This is a genomic window from Tenacibaculum sp. Ill (assembly GCF_051938915.1).
In the GTDB taxonomy this organism is placed as follows: domain Bacteria; phylum Bacteroidota; class Bacteroidia; order Flavobacteriales; family Flavobacteriaceae; genus Polaribacter; species Polaribacter larymnensis.
On sequence record NZ_JBPSCW010000002.1, the window covers coordinates 1,915,996 to 1,939,548 of the forward strand.

Below are 23,553 nucleotides of genomic sequence, written 5' to 3' on the forward strand. Positions count from 1 at the left end.
TATGCTAGAAACCCTCATATCTTTTGTGTTCGCCACGGCTACTTTGGCGATTTCACCAGGACCTGATAATATTTTTGTTTTAACTCAAAGTATTGTTAATGGTAAAAAGTATGGATTGGCTACAGTTGCAGGTTTAATGACAGGATGTATTATTCATACAACTTTGGTGGCCTTTGGAGTATCGGAAATCATCAAACAAAATCCGAATTTGTTTTTCATTATCAAGTTATTTGGAGCAGGATATTTAGTGTACTTAGCTTTTCAAGTGTATAAAAGTGATGCTAATATTGCTTTTTCAACAGAAAATGTACAGAAAAAATCAACACTACAATTATTCAAAACAGGTTTTTGGATGAATGTGCTAAACCCCAAGGTTACAATCTTCTTTTTGGCGTTTTTTCCTCAGTTTTTGTTTTCTGACAGTTTGTCTAACGTTATTCAATTTTATGTATTAGGAGGATTATTCATTTTAACATCTTTTTTAATATTTTCTTCCATTGCTATTTTGGCAGGAAAAATTTCTGATTATATTAAACAGCATAATAAAGTAGGAATATACTTAAAGTGGGCACAAATTGTAGTGTTTGTAGGTATTGCTCTGTTGATTTTACTGTAAGATTAACGAAGCCATTTTATCATGTTCGGAAAAGTCAAGTGAGAAGAATCTTCTTTGCTATTTTGATGACAAAGTCCCATCCATTCTAGTAAAGGTAAACCTATGTAATTTTTGTTTTCAAATTTTTCTATAAGCCATTTGGATTGGTTTTTATAGCCGTTTTCATGAAAAACAATTTCTGGAGCTAAATTCAGTTTATGCAAAGCAGCATATGACCATATAACAGTGGCTATTTCGTCGCCATCACTGGGCCAATTTTCAGGCATTTCAGGAGTGCCAATAAGGAGTCTTTGTTCAGGTAAAGTGGTAGCTATATGACCAGCTTCATGTAATAAATCACCAGGATATTGTAACTTGTTTTTATCCACTAAAATATTCCCTTTATATAATTTTAATCCAGGTAAAAAGCAAGGCTCATCAATTTTTTGATAAATGATACCAATACCTATTTCTTCAATAAAAGAAGTGATAGTATGTAAAAGTTTCTCTTTAAACATTCTTTATTTGTAGCCAACCCTTCCTGATTAATAATTGTTCAATATGCGCATAGTGATGGTTACAATGCCAAGCATAAATTCCAATATTTTCTTTTAAGCCAACTTCTTCATTTCCGTCAGGATGGATAAACGATTTGTTTAAGTCTTCTTCAGTTAAACCTTTCATGAAGTAAACCCATTTGGCATGTAATGCCTTTAGAGTATCTAACGAAAGTTGAATAGGAGCAGTTTTAGAATCAAGTAATTCAGCCCAACGATCTTCAAAATAAGTTTTAATAACTGGTTTATCTTCTGTTAAAGCCCATTTAAAGCGAGTATAAGAATTATGATGACTATCAGCACAGTGATGTATCACTTGCCTAATTGTCCAACCTTCTTCTCTGTACGGAGTATCTAATTGTTCTTCGGATAAATCAGAAACTAACTTATTCAGTCTTTTTGGAAAGTCTTTTATAGTTTCAATCCATTTAGTAATATTTTTAGAAGAAATGTTATTTGGAATTTCAGGTTTACCAATAGGATATTTTAACTTTTCCATTACTCTTCTTTTTTTGAAGTTAGTTTTTCTAAATTTCGTTTAGAACTACTGTTCTCAGGATTGATAGCTAGTGCTTTTTTATAGTATTCTATAGCTTTTATAGTATCTTTCATTTTAGTATAAGCATCAGCAGTACTATCATAGGTATTAGAGCTATTAGGGTATAATTCAATGTTGATTTTAAAAACATTAATAGCATTTTTAAACTCATCTTTTCTAAGATATTGATATCCCAATCTGTTTAAGTTTCTCTCTCTAATTACAGGATTTAAACTATCTTTTTCTTTAATAGCTTTATAACCTTTTAGAGCAGCTTCAAAGTTACCTTCTGTTAAATACTCACTAGGTGTTTTTTCTCCTTTTTTTAGCTTTTTAAAAACATATTTTTCACCATCATGTTCTCTTTTTTCTGCTAACTCTATTTTGTTCTCAGAGGTGTTAAAAATTAACTTTTCATTTAACTCTCTAACGTAAAAAGAAGAATCGTTTACTTTTAAAGGTTCTAAATCTTGATTACGCCATTTTATAAGTAAATTATTATCTTCATTAAAAGTAACTTCTATAATTTCATCAGCATTAAAATAATAGCGCCCGGTTACTTTTTCTATAAACTCTGGAGAATTTGTTTTAGAACTACAGCTGATTAATAGTAAGGTAAGTGAAAGAATTAAAAATTTAAATTTCATTTTTTGGTTAGTTTTTGTTGAAATATTACACTAATGAGACGACTCAAAATAAAATAAGTTACAAATTAAGTTATTTATAACTTTCGTTGGCATAAGAATTGAATTATACTTGGTGCGATAAACATAAGTTGTTTTGTATTCTTTTGTTTATCAGTTGATTAAGGTTTTTAAAAAATGGTTTTCTTTCAATAAAAAGATGAAAAGTGCCACTATGACAGAATAAATAAGATATGAGTAAATCAAAAATATTACATTTAGACAATTTGTCGCTTCAAGATGTTTTTAATGAAGATTCGGAGTTAATTCCATTACTAACACCAGAAGATGAAGAGTTAATAAATAGAGAAAGTATTCCAGAAGAGTTACCAATTCTTCCATTGCGTAATACAGTTTTATTTCCAGGAGTTGTAATTCCAATTACTGCAGGTAGAGATAAGTCTATTCAGTTAATTAAAGATGCTAACAAGGGAGATAAGGTTGTAGGAGTAGTAGCGCAAAAAGATAGTGAAGTAGAAGATCCAGGAATAGATGATATTTATCAAACAGGTGTGGTTGCACAAATATTACGTGTGTTAAAAATGCCTGATGGTAATACAACTGTAATCATTCAAGGTAAAAAACGTTTCGAGATTGAAGAAGTTATACAAGAAGAACCTTATTTAAAGGCTAAAGTAAAAGAAGCAGTTGATGAACGAGAAATTGATGATCAAAAAGAGTTTGATGCTATTATTGAATCAATTAAAGATTTAGCATTAGAGGTTATTAAAGAAAACCCTATGTTACCTTCAGAGGCGTCGTTTGCGATAAAAAATATTCAATCAAGTTCATTTTTGGTGAATTTTATTTCATCAAATATGGAGTTAAGCGTATCGCAAAAACAAGTATTGTTAGAAAAAGATAATTTAAAAGAGCGTGCGCTACTAACGTTAAAAAACTTAGATAAAGAGCTTCAAAAACTACAGTTGCGTAATGATATTCAGTCTAAAACACGTTCTGATTTAGATAAGCAACAACGTGAATATTACTTAAACCAACAATTAAAAACCATTCAAGATGAGTTAGGTGGTGTTTCTCATGAGCAAGAGCTAGATGAAATGCGTGCTAAGGCAAAGTCAAAGAAATGGAATAAAGAGGTTGGAGAAACTTTTGAAAAAGAGTTAAACCGTTTAAGACGTATGAATCCTCAAATGGCCGAATATGGTGTTCAACGTAACTATTTAGAGTTAATGTTGGAGTTACCTTGGGGAGAGTATTCAAAAGATAAATTTGACTTAAAAAGAGCTGAAAAAATCTTAGATAGAGATCATTTCGGATTAGAGAAAGTAAAAGAACGTATTATAGAACATTTGGCTGTTCTTAAGTTACGAGGTGATATGAAATCGCCTATTATCTGTTTATATGGACCTCCAGGAGTTGGTAAAACATCGCTTGGTAAATCGGTTGCTGAAGCACTAGGACGTAAATACGTACGTATGTCTTTAGGTGGTTTACGTGATGAAGCTGAAATTCGTGGACACCGTAAAACTTATATAGGAGCGATGCCAGGTCGTTTAATTCAAAATATTAAAAAGGCAGGGACTTCAAACCCAGTGTTTGTATTAGATGAAATTGATAAGTTAAGTCAAAGTCATCAAGGAGATCCTTCTTCTGCTATGTTAGAAGTTTTAGATCCAGAGCAAAATACATCGTTTTATGATAATTATTTAGAAGTAGGGTACGACCTTTCTAAGGTATTATTTATTGCTACAGCTAATAACATTAATCAAATTCCGTGGGCATTGAGAGATCGTATGGAAATTATTAATGTTACAGGCTATACTATTGAAGAAAAAGTAGAAATAGCAAAAAAATACTTATTTCCTAAGCAATTAAAAGAGCACGGATTATCTAAAGAGCATTTAACAGTAGGTAAAAAGCAAATTGAGAAAATAGTAGAAGGATATACAAGAGAATCTGGAGTTCGTGGTTTAGAAAAACAAGTAGCAAAAGTAGTTCGTTTCGCTGCAAAATCTATAGCAATGGAGGAGGAGTATAATGTTGCTTTAACAAATGAAGATATAGAAACTATTTTAGGACCTGCACGTTTAGAACGTGATAAATATGAAAGTAATGATGTGGCAGGAGTAGTTACTGGATTGGCTTGGACAAGTGTTGGAGGAGATATTTTATTTATTGAATCTATTCTTTCTAAAGGAAAAGGTAACCTTTCAATTACAGGTAACTTAGGTACGGTAATGAAAGAATCTTCAACAATTGCAATGAAGTATATTAAATCTAACGCGGAGGAGTTTGGAATAAACCCTGAAGTATTAGATAAGTATGATGTACACATTCACGTACCAGAAGGAGCAACTCCAAAAGATGGACCGAGTGCTGGTATTACTATGCTAACTTCTTTAGTATCTTTATTTACGCAACGTAAAGTGAAAAATAAATTAGCTATGACAGGTGAAATTACGTTACGTGGAAAAGTACTTCCAGTTGGAGGTATTAAAGAAAAAATATTGGCTGCAAAACGAGCTAACATCAAAGAAATTATTTTGTGTGCTGATAATAAAAAAGATATAGAAGAGATAAAAGAAAGTTACTTAAAAGGATTAACATTCCATTATGTAACCGATATGAGTGAGGTAATTGATATTGCACTTACCAAACAAAAAGTTAAGAATGCTAAGAAACTTGTATAGTTTATAAAAAAAGCCACTTATTAAGATATAAGTGGCTTTTTAATTTTAACAAGTTACTTGATTACATAGTAGCTATTTCGTCACCTGGAAGTGCAAATGGCTGACACCAACAAGACACTAATGGAGCTACACCTAAACATACATATCTTGTATGTGGCGGGCATTTTATAGCTCCTCCATTGATTTCTCTTTGTTCTGATTTATTCAAAACGTTTCCTAATTTAGAAATTGAGTTTAACATAATTAATAGATTTTAGATATTAACTTTTTAATGATCAAAGTCTTCAAGAGGTTCTTCAGCATACTCAAACTCACACCAGCAACCTAACCAGTTACACCTTAATACTTGACCTCTAGGGCAAGTTATTTGGCCTCCATTGATTTCTCTTTGTTCTGATTTGTTCAAAACGTTTCCTAAGTTTGCAATTGATTTTAACATGATTGATTAGTTTTAGTTATTTGTTTTTAATGATCAAAATCTTCAAAAGGTTTTTCAGTATATTCTGGCTCACACCAGCATCTTATCCAGTCACATTTTAAATAAGTTCCTCTAGGACATACAATTTGACCTCCATTAACTTCTCTTTGTTCTGACTTATTCAAAACATTTCCTAAGCTTGAAATTGATTTTAACATGGTTAATTAATTTAATTTTCCTTACTCTATTATATGCTTTTCAGGTTCCGCATTTAAGAATTATGTATCACAAATATTGGGAGATTAGGAGAGGAAAAGAAGCATATTAAGTGACTATTTAAGAAAAAAGTAGGTACTATTTTAAAAAAATGACATCCTTATTTGTTGTTTAAACTTTTGTTTATCAGTATTTTGTGGTTTTGTTTAGAGAGGTGCATTTATAAATGCAAAATAAACTGATAAAAAAATTAACTTTACCTAAACAGAAAAATTAAAACTTATGAAATGCTTATCTATTGAGTCGTTAATGAAGTATGAATTAACATCAGAAGAAAAATTTAAAATATTTGCAGGAGACCCAATTGCAAAACCAAACACAGAAGTATTTGGTGGACCTGATACAGATGGAGAAGAAGATTGTTTACCTCCACCTCCTGGAGATGATAGTAAAGATAAATGCTATGAGTACAAAGTTTTTAGTATTTAAAATAATTACAACACTATAACTCTTTATTAATTTTTTCTATAAATTGATAAGGAGTTATACCTATATGTTTTTTAAAAATTCGAGTAAACGACTTAGAGTTCTTGTATCCAGCTATTTCTCCAATAGCTTGAGTTGTATAAGATCTCACTTTCTTGTCATTACTTAATACTCCAATAATATAATTAATTCGTAACTCATTTGTATAATCATTAAAACTCATTTTTTTATAATCTTTAATGATTTTTGATAGGTAGGTAGTATTAGTGCCTATTTTTTTTGCCGCATTATACAGGTTAAACTCTTCTTTTAAAAAGTATTTTTTCTCCTCTATTTTTAATAAACCGTTAATAATTTGTTGATGTTGTTCATCTTTTATTTTTACGGTATTAGATGATGAAAAAGATTTTTCATTTAAGTCTTCTTTTTTTGAGATTTTAGCTAATAATTCATCTAATTTTTCATTAGCTTTTCTTTTTTCTTTAGAATTTTTAAAAACTAGAAAACTAATAATTAGTAGAGTAAGGATTAGTATTATAAAAATTGTTCTGTAATAAAAACTTTTGTTAGCAATGTATTCTTTTAACTCTTTTAACTCTTTTATTTTTTTATCAAGATCTATCTTGTAGGCTCCATTGATTTGCTGTTTTTTTCTTGAAGTAAGTTTTTCATAATCAATAATAAAAGTGTTTAAATGATATTTAGCAGAATCTATTTTATTTTGCTTAGAGTGAATTTTAGAAAGATAATAATGTGTGTGTAAATAATTGTAATCTAGAATTGTGTCTTTTTTTATTTTTAAAACCTTTAGAAAGTTCTCTTTTGCTTTGTTTAGATTATTAGACATATAATAATTATAGGCATTATTATAATAACCTTTATACAAGTACGATTGTGATTTACTTTTTTCAAATAATTCTAAGCTTTTTTCAAGGAAAGAACTGGCTTTAGAGTATTCTTCTTTTAAAGTATAGATAGTCCCTTTACCATAATAAACTTTGCCAGTGTAATAGCTATTAAGATTAAACTCTTTTGTTTTTAGTATGGAGTTATAGTAATGTAATGAAGAATCTGCGTATTGATGTTGCTTTTTGTTATTTTTATATAAGGTGGCATAAATAGCGGCAACATTAAACATTCTTTTATACTTACTACTATAGTATTTATTAGAAAGAGCGTCTTTATTTATTTCTATAAGTTCAAGAGTTTCTTTTGCTTTATTAAGAGCTTTGTCCAACTCTCCCATATCTTGGTAAATGAGCGCTATATTACCTTTAATTTTAATAGTTCGCTCAATATCTTTAGCTAAAAAAGCGTAGTTTTCAGCTGCTATATAATTTTGTAAAGCAGATTTAATTAACTTTTTTCTTTTATCAGAATTACCTAATAATATATGGATATCAAAGAGTAGAGAGAGGTTTTCATTAGTTTTGGCTATCTTGGGTAGATATTTATTTATACTATCTTTAAAAGGAATGTTTATAGGCTGTTTTTCTCTTACTTTTAAATATTCTGTAGCAGCATATCCAAAAGTCTTGTAAGCAACATTATTACTTTGTAAAAGCTTATTCATATAATATAGAGAGCTATCAACGCCAATTTCTCTATTCAAGTAAAACTTTTTTTTAAAATCTTTTAAATCACTCTCGCTATACTTCTTTGTTGTTTGAGAGAAGGAAACAAAACAAGTAAAAAATACTAAGAAGAGAAACGAAATTTGTTTTAACATGATTTTTCAGAGGAGTTAAAGAATTAATAGGAACTGCAAAATAAAAAATATTTAAATATTTTGAGCTATTAATAAGCTGCTTGTTTTGTTCTTTTTTAATGATTTATAGAGTGTTATTAGTCTATAAACAGGCTACCATAGTAAATAATGTTCGGATAAAAGAAAAGAACTTAGACGATAATTAAAAAGATAAAATACTTTTTATAGGTAAAAAACGTTGTTGTTTTAGTTATATTTAAAAACTTAAAAACAATATCAAATTTAAACCCTTAAATTTTATGAAAAAACTACTTTTATTAACAGGTCTTTTATTCTCTGTAGCTTCGTATTCTCAAATTGAATTTATTGAAACTACTAAAACTGAAATAGTAGGAAAGATAGAGTATGTTTATTTAGAGAAAATAGGAAACGAAGCTTATAACTTTTATTATAAGAATATTAATGATCCTATTCACGAGTATGTTCATTTTTCTTTTAAAAACTTAGATAATGATGTGGAAAAACTACATCAAATAATCGTAAAAGGTTTTGAAGAAAACCCAAGAGATCCTTATAAAATTAAAGCAAACGGGGATGTAATTTGGTTAAAATATACAAAGGTTGATGGAGTTGTTATGTTACAAATTCAACAATATGTAAGTAGAGATCCAGATATTATGACAGTTTCTAAATTACTTACTTATGAAGAAGTAAATAAGTTATTTAGTAAATAATAATTAAGATGATAAGTTAAAAAAGCAGCCTTAAAGGCTGCTTTTTTTTATGACTAGGTTTTTGTAACCTTATTAATTTTTTGCTTTGTTTTTAAAAGCATCAAATTTGTTTGTTGTTTGTTTAGGCCAGCTGTTGTTTGAAGTATCAATATCAGCAGTTTCTAAATCAGGATCTACAACAATGCTTTTAATTTCTTGAGAAGAAGTAAATACTCTGAATACTTTACGTTCATCTTTCTTCCATATTTGAGCAGGGAAGGTTTCACGTTTTTTAGTACCATCAGCATATGTTAACTCCACAATAATAGGCATTACTAAACCTCCTGGCTTTTCAAACTCTACTTGATACATATAGTTAGGAATATCTTTTAAGCTAGCTTTTTTATCAGAAGGTAACCCTTTAATATATGCTTCTACTTCAGATTTATCAGCGTTTTCCTTGTCAGTAGTTAAGTATACTAATTTACCTAATTGAGCAAAGTAAGAAGGATATTGTTGTTGTAACTTCTTAGTTTTTTCATTTGGTTTATTGGTTAAATATAAAGGCTTAACCTCTTTAATTCCAATATCAGTATAATCAGTTGTATAGAACCAACCTCTCCAGAACCAATCTAAGTCCATACCAGAAGCATCTTCCATTGTTCTAAAGAAATCAGCAGGAGTAGGGTGCTTAAACATCCATCTTTTAGAGTAAGTTCTAAAAGCATAGTCGAATAATTCAGGTCCCATAATTGTTTGACGTAACATATATAAACCTGCTGCTGGTTTAGTATAAGCATTAGGTCCAAAATTATGCACATAATCACCTTGAGACATAATTGGACTTAACTTATTCTGATCTAAACTCATGTAACGAACAATATCTTTAGGTAAATTACCAGTATTAAAGTTTGGATCGTAATCTAATTCAGCTAAAATTTCTACAAAAGAGTTTAACCCTTCATCCATCCAAGTCCACTGACGCTCATCAGAATTTACAATCATAGGGAAGAAGTTATGACCAACCTCATGAGTAATTACTCCAATCATTCCGTTTTTAACTCTATCAGAATACGTTCCATCAGGATTTGGACGTCCATAGTTAAAACAAATCATTGGATATTCCATTCCTTGACGTTTTGCGTGTACAGAAATAGCTTTAGAATATGGGTAATCAAAAGTCATTTTAGAATACTCTTCTAAAGTGTTAGCAACAACACGAGTTGAGTGCTCTTCCCATAAAGGATTTCCTTCTTTTGGATATAATGAAATAGCCATTACATCTTTTCCGTTGATGTTTACTGCCATTGCATCCCAAATATATTTTCTTGACGAAGCAAAAGCGAAGTCACGTACTTGGTTAGCTTTAAAATGCCAAGTCTTAGTTTTTGTAGTTCCTTTTTTCTCGTTTGCTTCAGCTTCAGCCTGCGTTACAATAAATACAGGATTTTTATACGATTTTCTAGCTTTTTCAAAACGCTTGCGTTGTTCTTTTGTTAAGACTTCTTTTTCGTTTTGTAACTCACCAGTAGCCTCTAAAATATGGTCAGCAGGAACTGTAATTTTTACATCGTAATCACCAAACTCTAAAGCCCATTCACTACGACCCCAGAATTGCATGTTTTGCCATCCTTCAACATTATTATAAACACATAATCTTGGGAAGAACTGAGCAATTGTGTAGTTTTTATTTCCGTCAGGGAAAGACTCAAAACCAGAACGACCACCGTCTTCAACAGAATTGTTGATTAAGTAGTTCCACTTGATTTTAAATTTGAAAATTTCACCTGGAGCCAAAGGCTTTGGCAAATTAATTCGCATCATGGTACGATTAATAGTGTGAGGTAAATCTCTACCATCAGCATATTTTACAGCTTCAATATTAAAACCGAAAGCTTTTGGCTTGTCCATGTTTTCACTCACAAACTTATCAGGAGTTTGAAAACCATTAGCTCCTTTAGATTCTGCTAAAGGCGATTTAGAATCTGGAGCTCTCATATTTTGATCTAGCTGTAACCATAAATACTCTAAATGGTCTTTAGAGTTATTGTGGTAAGTAATATCTTCGTCTCCGTATAACCTGTCTGTAGCTTCATCTAAACGTAAGCTCATTACATAGTCAACTTTTTGTTGCGTGTATGCATGACCTGGCGCTCCTGATGCTGTACGTTGATCGTTAGGAGTTGCTAATACATCTTTTAATTGTCGAAATTTGTTTTGGTCGGTATGACCTTGCTGGCGTTCTTTTTTAGGAGCTTCTTGGGCAAATAAGGAAGCGGATACAAAGAGTGCCGAGAATAATAGCGTAGAATATTTTCTCATTATATGCTTATTAGTTTTTGAATAAATAAGCGGAAAGTTAATGAAATCTTATTACTAAAAAAGAAGGTTTATTAAAAATTTAACAAACCTTTATAATTATCACTCGATAAAAACAAACTTTTACGTTCTTTTTTAACAGTTGCTTTAATAAGGTTTTGTTGATCAGGGAAGTGATCTACTAAAATATTGTTTTCTACTTTTATTGTTTTTGGGAGTGAAACATTTTCAATTTCTAAATAAAAGTAAACAATGTTACCATCATATTCTTTACCTATAAAATTATAGGCTTTTTCTTCATTATTAATAAATATTTTAAAGTGAGCTTTTAAGTATTTATAGTAATATTCATTAATAGACGATAATTCATTTTTAGTAGCAATTTTAAGATTGGTGTCATAATCTTTGTTTATGGCAAGTTCAATATCATCCATAAAAACATTCATAATCATTTGAACACTTTGAGTATCTTCTCTGTATTCAATTTCAGTTAAGGCAACATAGTATTTATGTAAGGTAAATGATAGTAGTAATGGAAGTACTAATAAAAGGATGATAACTTTCTTCATGGTTGATTAAAAATCAATTATTGCGCCAAATTAGTGTTTTCCAATAATTTTAAGGTATTCTGTATGCTCTTTTCTAAAAATTTTAATCACTTTTAACACTTCACGGTTTTGGTAGAGTTTTTCTATGCCTAACGGATTACAATATTCTAAAAAGTGATAATATTTATCTACAGGAATTTTAAGCTCACCAAAAAAGAAGTCTTCACCTAATTCATTAAGTAGTTTTGTAGGCATACTTTCTTTAAAAGCTAATTCTTTACGAAGTTTCCATAGTTTTTCGGAGTCTTTTACTGGAAATGTATTGGTAGTACCCATACCTTCAAAAGCTTTAGTAGGATCTACTCTAACCTCATTAGGCTTTACATGTTTGCTTATATAATCGTCTGAGTGATAATTAGTATAGTTAACATTAGAAAAGTCGGTAGCTTTACTTGCTATTTCTAAGTTTTTATCACGTTTTACTTTTTTAAGATCTTTGGCTAACTCTCCTGAAAGTTCGTTGTTTCTTAGTAAAACTTCATCTAGTTCATAATCTTGTTTTTCAAGAGTAGTTCTTTTTCTGTAGGTGTTAAAATCTGCTTTGGTAAGTTTTTCATAAATAGTTTTATAACCTATACTACTATACCTTATAGAGTCGGTAGGTCTGGCAAAAAGTCTGTATTCTCCTTTATCATTAGAAAATGTTGCTTGGTTTGTTGAAAAGTTAACAATATGAGCATTTTCTAACACACCGTTTTCATCATAAACAATTCCAAAAAGTGTTTTTCGTTCTTCTTGAGAGAATACTAATTGAGATAAAAACAATAAGGTTATTAGAACTTTTTTCATGGTACTTTATAAGGTTAGATTAGTATACACCTAAAGGTACAAAATATTTTAAGAAAGCGTAACTTAAATAACCAAATAGGGAAGAGGTGTTTTAATTGTATTTTTTAGGATTTAGCTTTTTAAATTCTTCTGATTTTTGCTGTAAAAATGTAATCATTGCTACTTCATTATTTAAATAAAGAGTATTGAAGTCATTGGCAGATTCGGCAAAGTAGATGAACCTGTCAATATCCTCTTTTAGTATTTTTATTTCATGCTCAATAACTATATGGTAGTTGTTACGTATATTTTCTATTCTTTTTTCTCTGTCTTCTATAGCTTTAAATTTCTTTAGCTTTTTAATTCTACCTGAAATCCAATTTAGTAAAGGGTCAATTGCTATACCTCCATAGCTTGAAGTAGCAGTGTGTAACCTCCTTTCAGCAGGAGTAAGTATTCTAGAACCGGCAAAGGGCAGGTTTAATGTTTCGGCATTAATTTCTTTTTCAGACTTTATATGTTTTGTGTCTGAGGAAATATGCCCGAGTAAATTATGTTTTTTTATCACTACTTCATCCAGTTCAATAGGTACTTTTTTTAGTTGTATGTAACTTTCTTGTATTCCGAAGTTATTTATGTTTACTACAAAGTTTTTAGTTTCATAGCCCACAAACGAAATTTGTAAAGTATCATTTGTCTTGGCTAAAATCCTAAACTCACCATTATTACTAGTAAAGGTTCCTTGTTTAGTGTTTAGGTTAATAACATGTGCGTTAGAAACGGCACTTACTTCATCTTGTACAGTGGCATATAAAAATTTTCGGTTGTCTTGCGTGTAGGCTTTTACTATAAAAAACAGACAAATAATTGAAGGGAGTATATTCTTCATGTGTTTAGTTACTAATTACTTTTAAATAGCTCTTACTTTCTTGTTGTAAGATAGCAATCACTTTTAAGAGTTGTTTTTGTTTATATAATTTTTCTATTCCTAACGGATTACAATATTCTAAAAAATGAAGATACTTGTCTTTAGGTATGTTAAGCTCTTTAAAAAAGAAGGATTCTCCAAATTCTGAGAGCAGCATTTTAGGAAAACTTTCTTTAAATTTTATTGTTTTTCGGGTTCTTTTTAGCTGTTCAGAATAATTATCTTTCCCTAAACTAATTGCGCCTCCAACACCAGCAAATTTAGCAGTAGGGTCAGTTACTTTTCTCATATTAGGAACCCCCATTTTATCAATCTCATCAATAGGTATAATAATAGGGTTTTGAAAATTAATCATAGAAAAATCCAAAGCCTTTTTAGCTTTTTCCATGCCAATATCTTTAGGAGTTTGTTTAGCATCAATAGCAAGTGAACCTATTAAGTTGTGTTTTTTAACTTCCACTTCATCTAATTCAAAAGGAACTTTAATCAGTTTAATTTTGTTTTCTTCCATTCCGAAATGAAGACTCGTAACCTTTACTTTTTTAGTTTTGTATCCTACAAACGAAACCTGTAAGGTATCATTAGACTTTGCCAATATTCTAAACTTACCTAAATCATTACTAAATGTACCTTGTTGGGTATTTAGGTTGATAATATGAGCATTGGGTATAACACCAAGTTCATCATTTAAAACTCCGTATAAGAACTTTCTTTTTTTCTGGGCAGTAGCACCTAATGTGATAAGAAGTAAAAGTGTGATGGGTAGTTGTTTAATCATGCAATTATTTTTTGGTAACTCTTATATTTTCATTTTCTAATAGGTAAGGAGAGGTTTTACTATTTTCAATTAAAACAGCTGTAAGCTCTAAAACTTTATCTTTATTATATAGGTTTATAATTCCTTTTGAAATGCATGCTTGCAAAAACTGATTAATGCTTTCTTTCTTAATTTTTAGTTGTTGTACAAAAAAGCCATCGGTAAAGTGCTTTCTAATTTTTTCAATATTTTTATCTTCAATAGTTGCCTTTTTTAATTGTTTTTTTAGCTTGTTTTTTCCATTTAAAGCATTAATAAGGCCAGTTAAACTAATTGCTACTCCCGATTGAATTTTTACTGTTTTTTCATCTTTTGGTTGTATAACATTAGCATAGGGGAGTTTTAGGGTTTTTGCATTAACAATAGGAGCATTGGTAAGAATATCGCTATCAATTTCTAAAATACTTTTTTGTCTTTCTAGCACTACCTCATCTAACATGTGTGTTTTACTATCAACAAAAATTACAATGTTTTTAGCTTTTATATGCTCTTTAGTAATGGTAACCTCTTTATACTCTAGGTTAAGGTGAGAAATTAATAAGGTATTATTTTCTGCAGCTAAAATTTCAAAACGTCCATTTTCATTAGATACCGCACCAATGGCCATTTTTTTATTAATAAGATGTACATCTTGTGTAGCAATACTATCTATAAACACAGTACCAGTAATAATTTTAGGGGTGTTTTGCGCGATGGCAACACAAGAAAAACAAATAAAAAGAACAAGTAACAATTTTCTCATATCACAAATAAACCACCAAGCAGTCTTAAAAATGTTTTAAGAACATGGTAAATTTTTGTTAAACAAAGAAAAAAGACCGTTTGAACAATAACTTTCAAACGGTCTTACGGCATTTAATAAAAAGTATAAAATGTTATCTTTCTAACACAATAGTAGCAGTTCCTGTTATTGCAATAACATCATTGTTTTCTACCTTGTTTTCAGATAAATCTTGTTTTAAAACCATTCTGTTTTTAGAAAACGACTCAATAGTAAATTTTGATTGTATTATATTACTATTACCGTTTTTAAATATTAGTTCATTTCCTTTCACTTCCCATTTACCAGCACTTAAACCTTGTATAGCAGTTGCATTATGGTTTGTAGTTTCTACCTTGTCATTAATCTTTGTTTTAGTTACTATTTTCACAGCTCCTTTGGTTGTATACTTATTAGAGTTTTGTAAAAAGTTAAACGAAAAGTTATAGTCCTCTCCATGTATATTAGATTTACTCTCATAAGATAAAACACGCGAAGTAACTTTAGTTGTATACTCAGAAGTTAAGCTAGTTAAATTCCAAGTACCTTCAGGCTTTATTGAAGCATTTTCGTTTATAGGTATTTCAACAGAATCTGAACAAGAGAATAATAATGTAATTGTAAAAAGGAAAAATAATTTTTTCATAGTTTTATATGCTTTTGATTTATAAAATAACACCTACAAAAACAACTAGGACTTGAATAACCCTACTTTATTTATCAAATAATTTTACGGTTTATTTTTAACTGTATATTTTCGCCATAAATACTTGTAGAACGTAGTGTTTATAGTAGGTTGTAAAACATACGTTTAGCACAAACAAAAAGTAAATTATTAAACATTTAATAAAAATAAAAAATGAAAAAACTAATTGTAGCAAGTACATCTACCGTTCATGGTAGTGGATACCTAGAATATATTTTACCCACCTTAACTAATTTTTTTAAAGAAGCAACTACCATACTATTTATTCCGTATGCACGCGCAAGTGGTAAAACATATGATGAATACACTTCTGTAGCTCGCAAAGCTTTTGCTACAATTGGTAAAGAAGTGGTTGGAATACATGAGTTTGATAACCCAAAGGATGCTGTTTTAAAAGCTGAAGCAATTTTTACAGGTGGAGGTAATACGTTTGAACTGGTAAACCAATTATATAAAAATGATATACTACCAGATTTAACAACGGCAGTTGAAAACGGAACTCCGTATTTAGGTACCAGTGCAGGAAGTAATATTTGTGGGGTAACTATGATGAATACGAACGATATGCCTATTGTATATCCACCGAGTTTTAAAACCTTAGGGTTTATTCCGTTTAATATCAATGCGCATTATTTAGATCCTAATCCAGACTCTACCCACATGGGCGAAACACGAGAAACGCGTATTAAAGAGTATCATATATTTAACGAAACTCCTGTGTTAGGACTACGTGAAGGTAGTTGGTTAGAGGTTAACGGAGCAACTATTACGTTAAGAGGAAGTTATACCGCACGTTTATTTAAACAAGGAAAAGAACCAGTAGAGTTGCCTACTGATACTGAGGTTAGCCAGTATTTTTAATACGATTTTACAGAGAATAACTTATAAAAGAGAACTCCAAACTGCTGTTTGGAGTTTTTTTAGTTATTGAATATGTGTTGTTTGGTAGACAATGAAAGCAAAGAATATTAACAGAAAGTTTATAACTGAACTTAATATGTAAAATTTTCTTTTACTACTCATTATAAATATAAGTTTAAGCTAACTCCATAGTTTTTTTAGTTTGTCCCAAAAACTTGAGTTATTTATAACTTTTTCTGGCTTTAAAGGGGCAGTAATATTCTTTTCTGGATGAAGATAAAAGTTTAAAAACTCTTCTTTTTCTACAAAATACTGTCCAAATCCCCATGTTTGGTCAGTAGAAGATATAAGGGCAGAGGTTAATTCAGCAATAGAAGCACTAATAATAGCACCACAAATATTTATAACTTTGTCCTTTTCATCTGAACGATGTAAAAACCATGATTTGTTTGTTTTTTTTGCTTTTTCAAGTTTATCTTCTAAGTTAAGAATAGTCTTGGTTTCATTCTTATACGTATTTAATTTCCACCAAGGGTCATCAGGGGAGGTTTCGGGGTCAAATATTACATCATAATCAGTTTTTATAACACCAGAAACACCTTTAATAGAAAAGATGAGTAATTGATTTTTTTTCCATTCAAATATATCTGTTAAATCAACTTCATGATAAGATTCTTTATTTTCAACTTTATCATAGTTTAGAATATGTATTTGAAGTTTAATTTTTTCTTTTAATTGAATTGTATTTAGAGAGGAGTTAATGTATTTTTCAGACAGGTTTATTATCTCTCCAAAAGTAACTTCGGTATTTTTAGTAGGTATTATTCCTATAGTAGAACTCATAGTATTTTTTTAATCTGGGTTTATATAAACACTTTTAGTGCCTTTATATATCCTAAAAAGGAAGTATAAACGTGATTATTGCAATTTTTAATTTGAGCTAGCTAATATAGCAAAAAAGGTAATTAAATAGTCGAGCAAGAGAAATGTATAAACTGTTTTCTATAAAAGAAGACTGCTTTTAAAAGCAGTCTTTTGTGTTATATATAAAGTTGTTTTATTAGACCTTTTCTTGTCTATGCTCACAGGCTAATAAGGTGTTTTTTTTGGAGGAAATCTACTCACACAAGTTTACTGTACCTTATTAAACTCTATAGGTTCTTTTTGAGAATACATTTTTAATGATGTAATTTTTCCTTTAATATTATTCATAAATTGAATGTCAAATTGAGGGTTAAATACATCTTTAAACTCTTTAGTGGGTTTTAAGAAAAAAGAATTATAGTTTAAATGCTCCAAGTGAAATTTATAGGTAGGTAAAATAGCATATAGTTTACCATTTTCTTTTACAATATCTATTCTTCCAAACCCTTTAGCCTCATAAGCGCCACAAAATGAATTTAAAGAATGGGTTGGCATTTTATCCTTATTAAATTGCTTATAAGGGAGAGGCTTATATATTTCTTTTACATTAACTGGATAGTTAGGTTCTGGGGTAATATTAAATAATCTTCTTGTAATAGTGTCCACTATCATATAAGGTAAGAGAGAGTTATCTTGGTTAGTTAAAACCACAATTCCTATGTTTTCAAAAGGAAATAGTGCCAGATCTGAACTAAACCCATAGGTATTACCTCCGTGTTCAACTCTAAAACGTCCGTAGCTAGATCGTAGACGCCATCCAAAGCCTTCTCCGAACAAAAAAGCGTCTTTTTCATAATTTCCTTCGTTACTATTTTGAAGAGTCGTTGCTTTCTTTATGTACTCTTTAGGAATGATTTGAGAGTTTTTATATACGCCGTTGTTTAACCAAGTCAATATCCAATTAGCCATATCATTTACAGTACTCTTAATAGCACCTGCGGCGCTAATGGTGTTAAATTCTTCGAAGGTTACTTTCTCAATTTCTCCTTTATATATACCATAAGGTAAAGAGTAATTAGACTTTTTTTTCATTTTATCTAATATGGTATATGAGTTAGTCATTTCTAGTGGAGTAAATATCTTTTCTTTAATATTGGTTTCCCAACTATCTCCTGTAACTTGCTCAATAATTGTTCCTGCAAGGGTGTATGCCATATTACTATAGGCAAAACTATTTTTTACTTCAGCTTCAGGTTTTAAATATTTGAGACGTTGTACCATCTTTAATCTGTCTTTTTCTGGAAAGAATATTTGTGTAGTTCCTTGATTTCCTATTCCGCTCTTATGGCTTAAAAGGTCTTCAATGGTTATTAAATTGTTCATGGTATGGTTATAAAACTCAAAATTTGGAAGATAAAATGCCGGTTTGTTTTTTAGAGATACTTGATTTTTAGATGCTAATATGCCTAAAACAGATCCTGTAAATGATTTAGTAACAGACCCAATAGGAAAAATAGTATTGGTAGTAACAGGTAGTTTATTTTCTAAATCTCTATAACCAAATCCTTTTGAGTATATCACTTTATCATTCTTAACTACAGCTACAGATACCCCGACTGCTTTATATTTTTTCATCAATTGATTAATCTCACTTTCAATACCTTTTAGTTCTTTTGGTGTTTGTTGGCTAAAGCAGAATTGAATAGATATTATTAATATCAGCGTGTTAATAAACTTCATGTTTGTACAATTTTAATTTGAGGCAAATATGAATTATTACACGTCTATAAACGTCCGAGTAAAGAAAGTCGGACTCTTTTTTATGATTAAAAAGAGTACAATTAAAAGTAATACCAAGTTTAAACCCTTGATTTTCTGTATTGCGTAGGGGTTTGATTTGTTGCTTTTTTAAAAGCACTATAAAATGAAGACTTAGAATTAAAACCTACTTCGTATAAGATTTCTAATACCGTAAGGTCTTTTTTAGAAGGGGCTTGTAGTAGTGTTTTTGCATCATTTATACGGTATTCGTTTATAAAATCAAAAAAGTGTTTTCCTAAATGATGATTAATTAATAGCGATAATTCTTTTTCTGGAATCTTGGTTTTAATAGACAGTTTTTGCAAGGTTAATTCAAAATCTAAATACGGTTTTTTATCATTCATAAACGTAATGAGTGTTTCTAAGTACTGGCTTTCAACCTCGCTTTCTTTCGCACTTAATGCCTTAGTCTTCTTTTTTGAAGTAGTACTAAGTGGCTCTAAGTTGATGTTTATACCCGTAAAAAGTTGTGGATAGTACAACGCTTTTAACACAAAAAAGATAGTAATAGATAAAACCGAAAAACTTATTAATAGATTAATATTCAAAACGTATTCTTGATAGATAGAGTTGGATAAAAACCATCTTAGCAGTACAAATGAGTGAGCTATGCAAGAAAATAATGTAATTTGAAAAAGCCATTTATAAACGGCATAATTGGCGTTTGAATAGTTTTCAAGATAGATTGTTTTGTATTTTTTCAAAACTATAAATATGGCAATGATGTAACTAATAAATTGTATTTCACTGACTATTTCATAAAGTAATAAGCTCTGATTAGATGCATCCGTAATATAAAAAATGACTAAAAAAAGGATAAATAAGAAGAAATGAATAGCATGCTTTTTTGTAATCTTAAAATTTGAATAACAAGCTGATAATACATAGAGATAGAACAAAGGTAATTGTAGTAGGCTAGAGGCTACTTTTAAATTTTGAATAGCAGGATATTCTAGAGTTTTGTTTGTAAATAATCCTATTAAATCAAATGTAACAACCAGTAAGTAAATACCAAAAATTGTATTTGGCACTTTATTTTTTGTTTTAACAGTAAAAAGAAAAACAGAAAGAAGTATCATCATAAATACAATAATCTTTCCAGTACTTTCAATAAGTTCTATTTTACTTTCCAATAGCCTTGTGTTTTTATGAGTAATCTCTCTGTACGCTACAAAAAGCAATATTTATATTTATTTGTAATCGTAGCCAAAGGTGGCTAATATAACAAAAAAGGTAATTAAACAGGTGTTTAAGAAGTAGAGGGTTATAAAGGAGGAGAGTAGTAGTTTTATATTTATTACACGTTGACTTTTTATTTAATCGCAACAGCAGTTTTTATCGCTTTTAGCTTTTTCAAAGCATTCTCTTCCTTCTTTAAAGGCAAAGTATGAAAGCCCAAGTGTTCCAATACTGTCTATATAAGGAATACTAAACAATTCATAAACTCCGCTACTCACAAGTAAAATTATAGACATATAAACACATACCATTGTGCAATTTGCATCGGCTAAAATTGGTGCTGAATTAAGTTGATTACCAACCTTTCTTTTCCAAACAACCAATATCCACATTATTAGGATAGAAATTATAGAAATAACAACTCCCCAAAAAGTTGTAAGTGGTTTATGTCCTGTCCAGATATTATAAATACTAGTTACTACAAGTCCAAAAACCAATATATAAAAAGCAACTCCAGTAATTCTTAATGCTGTTCGTTCAAAATCATCACGTTTACTATTAGGATTTTTTTGAATTCTTACTATCATATGGGCAATTCCAAGTCCTGAAATAACCTCTATAAAACTATCTGATCCAAAACCAAAAAGGGCAAGACTTTCATCTTCAAATCCTAAGTAAGTTGAGATAATTCCTTCTGCAATGTTATAGATTATTGTAAATATTGCAAGTCCAAATGCTATTTTATATAGTCTTTTGTTATCTGCCATTAAAATCTATTTTATTCTGTTTCTCAAGACTTTTACAACTTGACACTAAACAATATAACAAAAAGATAGTTAAATAAGGTTTATAAGTATTTTTAATAGAGGTTAATATAATTTTACTACAAAAAAAAGACTGCTTTTAAAGGCAGTCTTTTGTATTATATATAAAGTGTTTTTTTAATCTTCTTCTTGTCTACGTTCGCAAGCTAATAAGGTGTTTTTTAGTAGCATTGCAATTGTCATAGGTCCTACACCGCCTGGTACAGGTGTAATGTGAGACGCTTTTTCTTTTACCTCATTAAAAGCAACATCACCTACCAATCTAAAACCTCTTTTCTTAGAAGGGTCGGCAACTCGTGTAATACCTACATCTATAATTACTACATCGTCTTTTACCATATCACCTTTTAAGAATTCAGGAATACCAATAGCAGCTATAATAATATCTGCTCTTTTAGTAACCTCTTTTAAGTTTTTGGTTCTACTATGTGTTAGAGTAACTGTTGCGTTTCCTATTTTTCTTTTTTGTGATAGTAAAATGCTCATTGGGCTTCCTACAATATGGCTACGACCAATAACTACTACATCTTTACCAGAGGTTTCAATATTATAACGATCTAACAATTCTAAAATTCCAAAAGGAGTTGCAGAAATGTATGTTGGTAAATTTAACGCCATTTTTCCTACATTCATAGGGTGGAAACCGTCTACATCTTTATCAGGATTTACAGCCATTAATACCTTTTGTTCGTCAATATGATCGGGTAGGGGTAATTGTACTATAAAACCATCAATATCATTATCTATATTTAAAATAGCAATTTCGTTTAATAATTCTTCTTCAGTAGTTTCTTCAGGAAGACGAATCAAAGTAGATTCAAACCCTACGCGTTCGCACGCTTTTACTTTTGCATTTACATAGGTTAAACTTGCGCCATCGTTACCAACGATAACAGCTGCTAAATGTGGTGTTTTTTTATCGTTAGCTTTTAACGCTGCTACTTCTAAAGCAATTTCTTCTTTAATGTCTGCTGATGTTTTTTTACCGTCTAGTAAAATCATTTGTGTGTGTTGTTGTGTGTTATTCAGTGTGTTGTTGTTAATTTAAAAAGAAAAAAGAGAAGTCGACAAAACTTCTCTTTTATTTAATATTATCTCATGCCTTTCATCATTTGCATCATTTTTCTTCCGCCACCACCTTGCATCATCTTCATCATTTTACTCATTTGATTAAATTGCTTCATTAACTGGTTAACTTCTTGCACCGAAGTTCCGGAACCTTTAGCAATTCGTTTTTTACGACTCGCATTAATAACAGAAGGAGTACTTCTTTCTTCAGGAGTCATAGAGTGTATAATGGCTTCAATTCCTTTAAAAGCATCGTCGTCAATATCAACATCTTTTAAGGCTTTACCTGCACCAGGAATCATACCTACTAAGTCTTTCATGCTACCCATCTTTTTGATTTGATTGATTTGATTTAAGAAATCATCAAAACCAAACTGATTTTTAGCAATCTTCTTTTGTAATTTTCTAGCTTCTTCTTCATCGTATTGTTCTTGGGCACGTTCTACTAACGAAACAACGTCTCCCATTCCTAAAATACGATCAGCCATACGACTTGGGTGGAATACATCAATAGCATCCATTTTTTCACCCGTACCTATAAACTTAATTGGCTTATTTACTACCGATTTAATTGATATTGCAGCACCCCCACGTGTATCACCATCTAACTTGGTTAAAATAACTCCGTCAAAATTTAATACATCGTTAAAGGCTTTAGCTGTGTTTACAGCATCTTGCCCTGTCATAGAGTCTACCACAAATAAAGTTTCTTGTGGCTTTACTGCTTTATGGATGTTAGAAATTTCGGTCATCATTTCTTCATCAACAGCTAAACGACCCGCGGTATCGATAATTACCACGTTTTTACCGTTTGCTTTTGCATGCTTAATAGCATTTTGAGAAATTTCTACTGGATTTTGATTTCCTTCTTCTGCATATACCTCAACTCCAATTTGCTCTCCAACAACACGTAACTGATTAATTGCGGCAGGACGGTATACATCACATCCTACTAATAAAACTTGTTTAGTTTTCTTAGTTTTAAGATAGTTAGCTAATTTACCAGAAAAGGTTGTTTTACCTGAACCTTGTAAACCAGACATTAAAATTACAGTAGGTGAACCTCCTAGGTTTATACCAACAGTATCACCCCCCATTAACTCGGTTAATTCATCCTTAACCAATTTTACCATTAATTGCCCAGGGTTTAACGTTGTTAATACGTCTTGACCTAAGGCTTTTTCTTTTACTGTTTTGGTAAAATTCTTTGCTATTTTAAAGTTAACATCGGCATCTAATAAAGCTCTACGAACTTCTTTTAGAGTTTCCGCAACGTTAACTTCGGTAATTTTTCCGTGTCCTTTCAGCGTATGTAACGCCTTATCTAACTTTTCGCTTAAATTATTAAACATGTATCGGCTTCATTTTTTAGAGGCACAAATTTAGTTATTAGTTGTTAGTTTTTAGCAATTTGTTAGTAGATTTTTTCTGCATTATTGTATAAAAGTGTCCATTTTTTTATAAT

General features: G+C 30.2%; 25 protein-coding genes. 5 read left to right on the forward strand and 20 right to left on the reverse strand.

What is annotated here, in order from left to right:
• Position 1 precedes the first annotated feature (1 nt).
• Entirely contained in the window at positions 2-616 is a 615-nt protein-coding gene (locus ACTPNM_RS08940; RefSeq protein ID WP_440121430.1) for a LysE family translocator, read from the forward strand.
• A 2-nt stretch (positions 617-618) separates the two neighbouring features.
• Here ACTPNM_RS08940 and ACTPNM_RS08945 read toward each other — a convergent pair whose 3' ends face one another.
• Genes ACTPNM_RS08945 through ACTPNM_RS08955 form a run of 3 tightly spaced genes read right to left on the reverse strand, consistent with a single transcriptional unit; the run spans position 619 to position 2,337 of the window.
• Positions 619-1,113, reverse strand: a complete 495-nt coding sequence (locus ACTPNM_RS08945) for a hypothetical protein (protein WP_440121431.1) — start codon at positions 1,111-1,113, stop codon at positions 619-621.
• Complete coding sequence (locus ACTPNM_RS08950) at positions 1,106-1,651, reverse strand: YfiT family bacillithiol transferase (RefSeq protein ID WP_440121432.1); 546 nt, start codon at positions 1,649-1,651, stop codon at positions 1,106-1,108. The genes ACTPNM_RS08945 and ACTPNM_RS08950 overlap by 8 nt, the downstream gene beginning before the upstream one ends.
• A complete protein-coding gene (locus tag ACTPNM_RS08955; protein WP_440121433.1) occupies positions 1,651-2,337 on the reverse strand; it encodes a tetratricopeptide repeat protein in 687 nt (228 codons plus the stop codon). Before ACTPNM_RS08955 ends, ACTPNM_RS08950 begins: the two co-directional genes overlap by 1 nt.
• 230 nt (positions 2,338-2,567) lie before the next feature.
• On the opposite strand from ACTPNM_RS08955, the gene lon reads away from it, so the two are divergent.
• Positions 2,568-5,024 carry an endopeptidase La gene (gene lon, locus ACTPNM_RS08960; RefSeq protein ID WP_274639760.1) on the forward strand — a complete coding sequence of 819 codons (2,457 nt, stop codon included), beginning with the start codon at positions 2,568-2,570 and terminating at the stop codon, positions 5,022-5,024.
• 61 nt (positions 5,025-5,085) lie between these two features.
• Here lon and ACTPNM_RS08965 read toward each other — a convergent pair whose 3' ends face one another.
• The 3 genes from ACTPNM_RS08965 to ACTPNM_RS08975 are packed head-to-tail and all read right to left on the reverse strand — an operon-like array spanning position 5,086 to position 5,660.
• Entirely contained in the window at positions 5,086-5,265 is a 180-nt protein-coding gene (locus ACTPNM_RS08965; protein ID WP_124588444.1) for a hypothetical protein, read from the reverse strand.
• 27 nt (positions 5,266-5,292) lie between these two features.
• Complete coding sequence (locus tag ACTPNM_RS08970; RefSeq protein WP_274639761.1) at positions 5,293-5,463, reverse strand: hypothetical protein; 171 nt, start codon at positions 5,461-5,463, stop codon at positions 5,293-5,295.
• 26 nt (positions 5,464-5,489) lie between these two features.
• On the reverse strand, positions 5,490-5,660 hold the full coding sequence (locus tag ACTPNM_RS08975) for a hypothetical protein (RefSeq protein ID WP_164723413.1): 171 nt from the start codon (positions 5,658-5,660) through the stop codon (positions 5,490-5,492).
• 280 nt (positions 5,661-5,940) lie between these two features.
• Here ACTPNM_RS08975 and ACTPNM_RS08980 point away from each other — a divergent pair, with 280 nt between their 5' ends.
• Positions 5,941-6,147, forward strand: coding sequence for a hypothetical protein (locus ACTPNM_RS08980; protein ID WP_440121434.1), 207 nt, complete (start codon positions 5,941-5,943; stop codon positions 6,145-6,147).
• A 13-nt stretch (positions 6,148-6,160) separates the two neighbouring features.
• On the opposite strand, the gene ACTPNM_RS08985 is transcribed toward ACTPNM_RS08980, so the two are convergent.
• Complete coding sequence (locus ACTPNM_RS08985; protein WP_440121435.1) at positions 6,161-7,756, reverse strand: helix-turn-helix domain-containing protein; 1,596 nt, start codon at positions 7,754-7,756, stop codon at positions 6,161-6,163.
• A 395-nt stretch (positions 7,757-8,151) separates the two neighbouring features.
• Between ACTPNM_RS08985 and ACTPNM_RS08990 the strand changes: the two genes are divergently transcribed.
• On the forward strand, positions 8,152-8,586 hold the full coding sequence (locus ACTPNM_RS08990) for a hypothetical protein (protein ID WP_099214525.1): 435 nt from the start codon (positions 8,152-8,154) through the stop codon (positions 8,584-8,586).
• Positions 8,587-8,658: 72 nt separating this feature from the next.
• On the opposite strand, the gene ACTPNM_RS08995 is transcribed toward ACTPNM_RS08990, so the two are convergent.
• From ACTPNM_RS08995 to ACTPNM_RS09025, 7 genes are all read right to left on the reverse strand, one after another.
• The gene (locus tag ACTPNM_RS08995; RefSeq protein ID WP_440121436.1) at positions 8,659-10,887 is read right to left on the reverse strand and encodes a M1 family metallopeptidase; all 2,229 of its coding nucleotides are present in this window, start codon (positions 10,885-10,887) and stop codon (positions 8,659-8,661) included.
• Positions 10,888-10,958: 71 nt separating this feature from the next.
• Positions 10,959-11,453 carry a DUF6702 family protein gene (locus ACTPNM_RS09000; protein WP_440121437.1) on the reverse strand — a complete coding sequence of 165 codons (495 nt, stop codon included), beginning with the start codon at positions 11,451-11,453 and terminating at the stop codon, positions 10,959-10,961.
• Positions 11,454-11,483: 30 nt separating this feature from the next.
• Positions 11,484-12,281: a carboxypeptidase-like regulatory domain-containing protein gene (locus ACTPNM_RS09005; protein ID WP_440121438.1), complete on the reverse strand. Its 798-nt coding sequence runs from the start codon at positions 12,279-12,281 to the stop codon at positions 11,484-11,486.
• Positions 12,282-12,372: 91 nt separating this feature from the next.
• Positions 12,373-13,149, reverse strand: coding sequence for a carboxypeptidase-like regulatory domain-containing protein (locus ACTPNM_RS09010; protein ID WP_440121439.1), 777 nt, complete (start codon positions 13,147-13,149; stop codon positions 12,373-12,375).
• A 4-nt stretch (positions 13,150-13,153) separates the two neighbouring features.
• On the reverse strand, positions 13,154-13,966 hold the full coding sequence (locus ACTPNM_RS09015; protein WP_440121440.1) for a carboxypeptidase-like regulatory domain-containing protein: 813 nt from the start codon (positions 13,964-13,966) through the stop codon (positions 13,154-13,156).
• 4 nt (positions 13,967-13,970) lie between these two features.
• Positions 13,971-14,747, reverse strand: a complete 777-nt coding sequence (locus ACTPNM_RS09020) for a carboxypeptidase-like regulatory domain-containing protein (RefSeq protein WP_440121441.1) — start codon at positions 14,745-14,747, stop codon at positions 13,971-13,973.
• A 133-nt stretch (positions 14,748-14,880) separates the two neighbouring features.
• A complete protein-coding gene (locus ACTPNM_RS09025) occupies positions 14,881-15,411 on the reverse strand; it encodes a hypothetical protein (protein ID WP_440121442.1) in 531 nt (176 codons plus the stop codon).
• Between the two features lie 213 nt (positions 15,412-15,624).
• On the opposite strand from ACTPNM_RS09025, the gene pepE reads away from it, so the two are divergent.
• Positions 15,625-16,332 carry a dipeptidase PepE gene (gene pepE / locus ACTPNM_RS09030; protein ID WP_440121443.1) on the forward strand — a complete coding sequence of 236 codons (708 nt, stop codon included), beginning with the start codon at positions 15,625-15,627 and terminating at the stop codon, positions 16,330-16,332.
• A 180-nt stretch (positions 16,333-16,512) separates the two neighbouring features.
• Here the strand turns inward: pepE and ACTPNM_RS09035 are convergent, their stop codons facing one another.
• From ACTPNM_RS09035 to ffh, 6 genes are all read right to left on the reverse strand, one after another.
• Positions 16,513-17,175 (reverse strand): hypothetical protein, encoded by a 663-nt coding sequence (locus ACTPNM_RS09035; protein WP_440121444.1) that lies wholly within the window; start codon positions 17,173-17,175, stop codon positions 16,513-16,515.
• Between the two features lie 288 nt (positions 17,176-17,463).
• Positions 17,464-18,936, reverse strand: coding sequence for a serine hydrolase (locus ACTPNM_RS09040; RefSeq protein WP_440121445.1), 1,473 nt, complete (start codon positions 18,934-18,936; stop codon positions 17,464-17,466).
• A 119-nt stretch (positions 18,937-19,055) separates the two neighbouring features.
• Entirely contained in the window at positions 19,056-20,150 is a 1,095-nt protein-coding gene (locus ACTPNM_RS09045; RefSeq protein WP_440121446.1) for a helix-turn-helix domain-containing protein, read from the reverse strand.
• Between the two features lie 183 nt (positions 20,151-20,333).
• A complete protein-coding gene (locus tag ACTPNM_RS09050; RefSeq protein WP_440121447.1) occupies positions 20,334-20,963 on the reverse strand; it encodes a cation transporter in 630 nt (209 codons plus the stop codon).
• A 174-nt stretch (positions 20,964-21,137) separates the two neighbouring features.
• Positions 21,138-22,022: a bifunctional methylenetetrahydrofolate dehydrogenase/methenyltetrahydrofolate cyclohydrolase FolD gene (gene folD / locus ACTPNM_RS09055; protein WP_440121448.1), complete on the reverse strand. Its 885-nt coding sequence runs from the start codon at positions 22,020-22,022 to the stop codon at positions 21,138-21,140.
• A gap of 89 nt (positions 22,023-22,111) precedes the next feature.
• Positions 22,112-23,440: a signal recognition particle protein gene (gene ffh / locus ACTPNM_RS09060; protein ID WP_274639775.1), complete on the reverse strand. Its 1,329-nt coding sequence runs from the start codon at positions 23,438-23,440 to the stop codon at positions 22,112-22,114.
• Between the last annotated feature and the right edge of the window lie 113 nt (positions 23,441-23,553).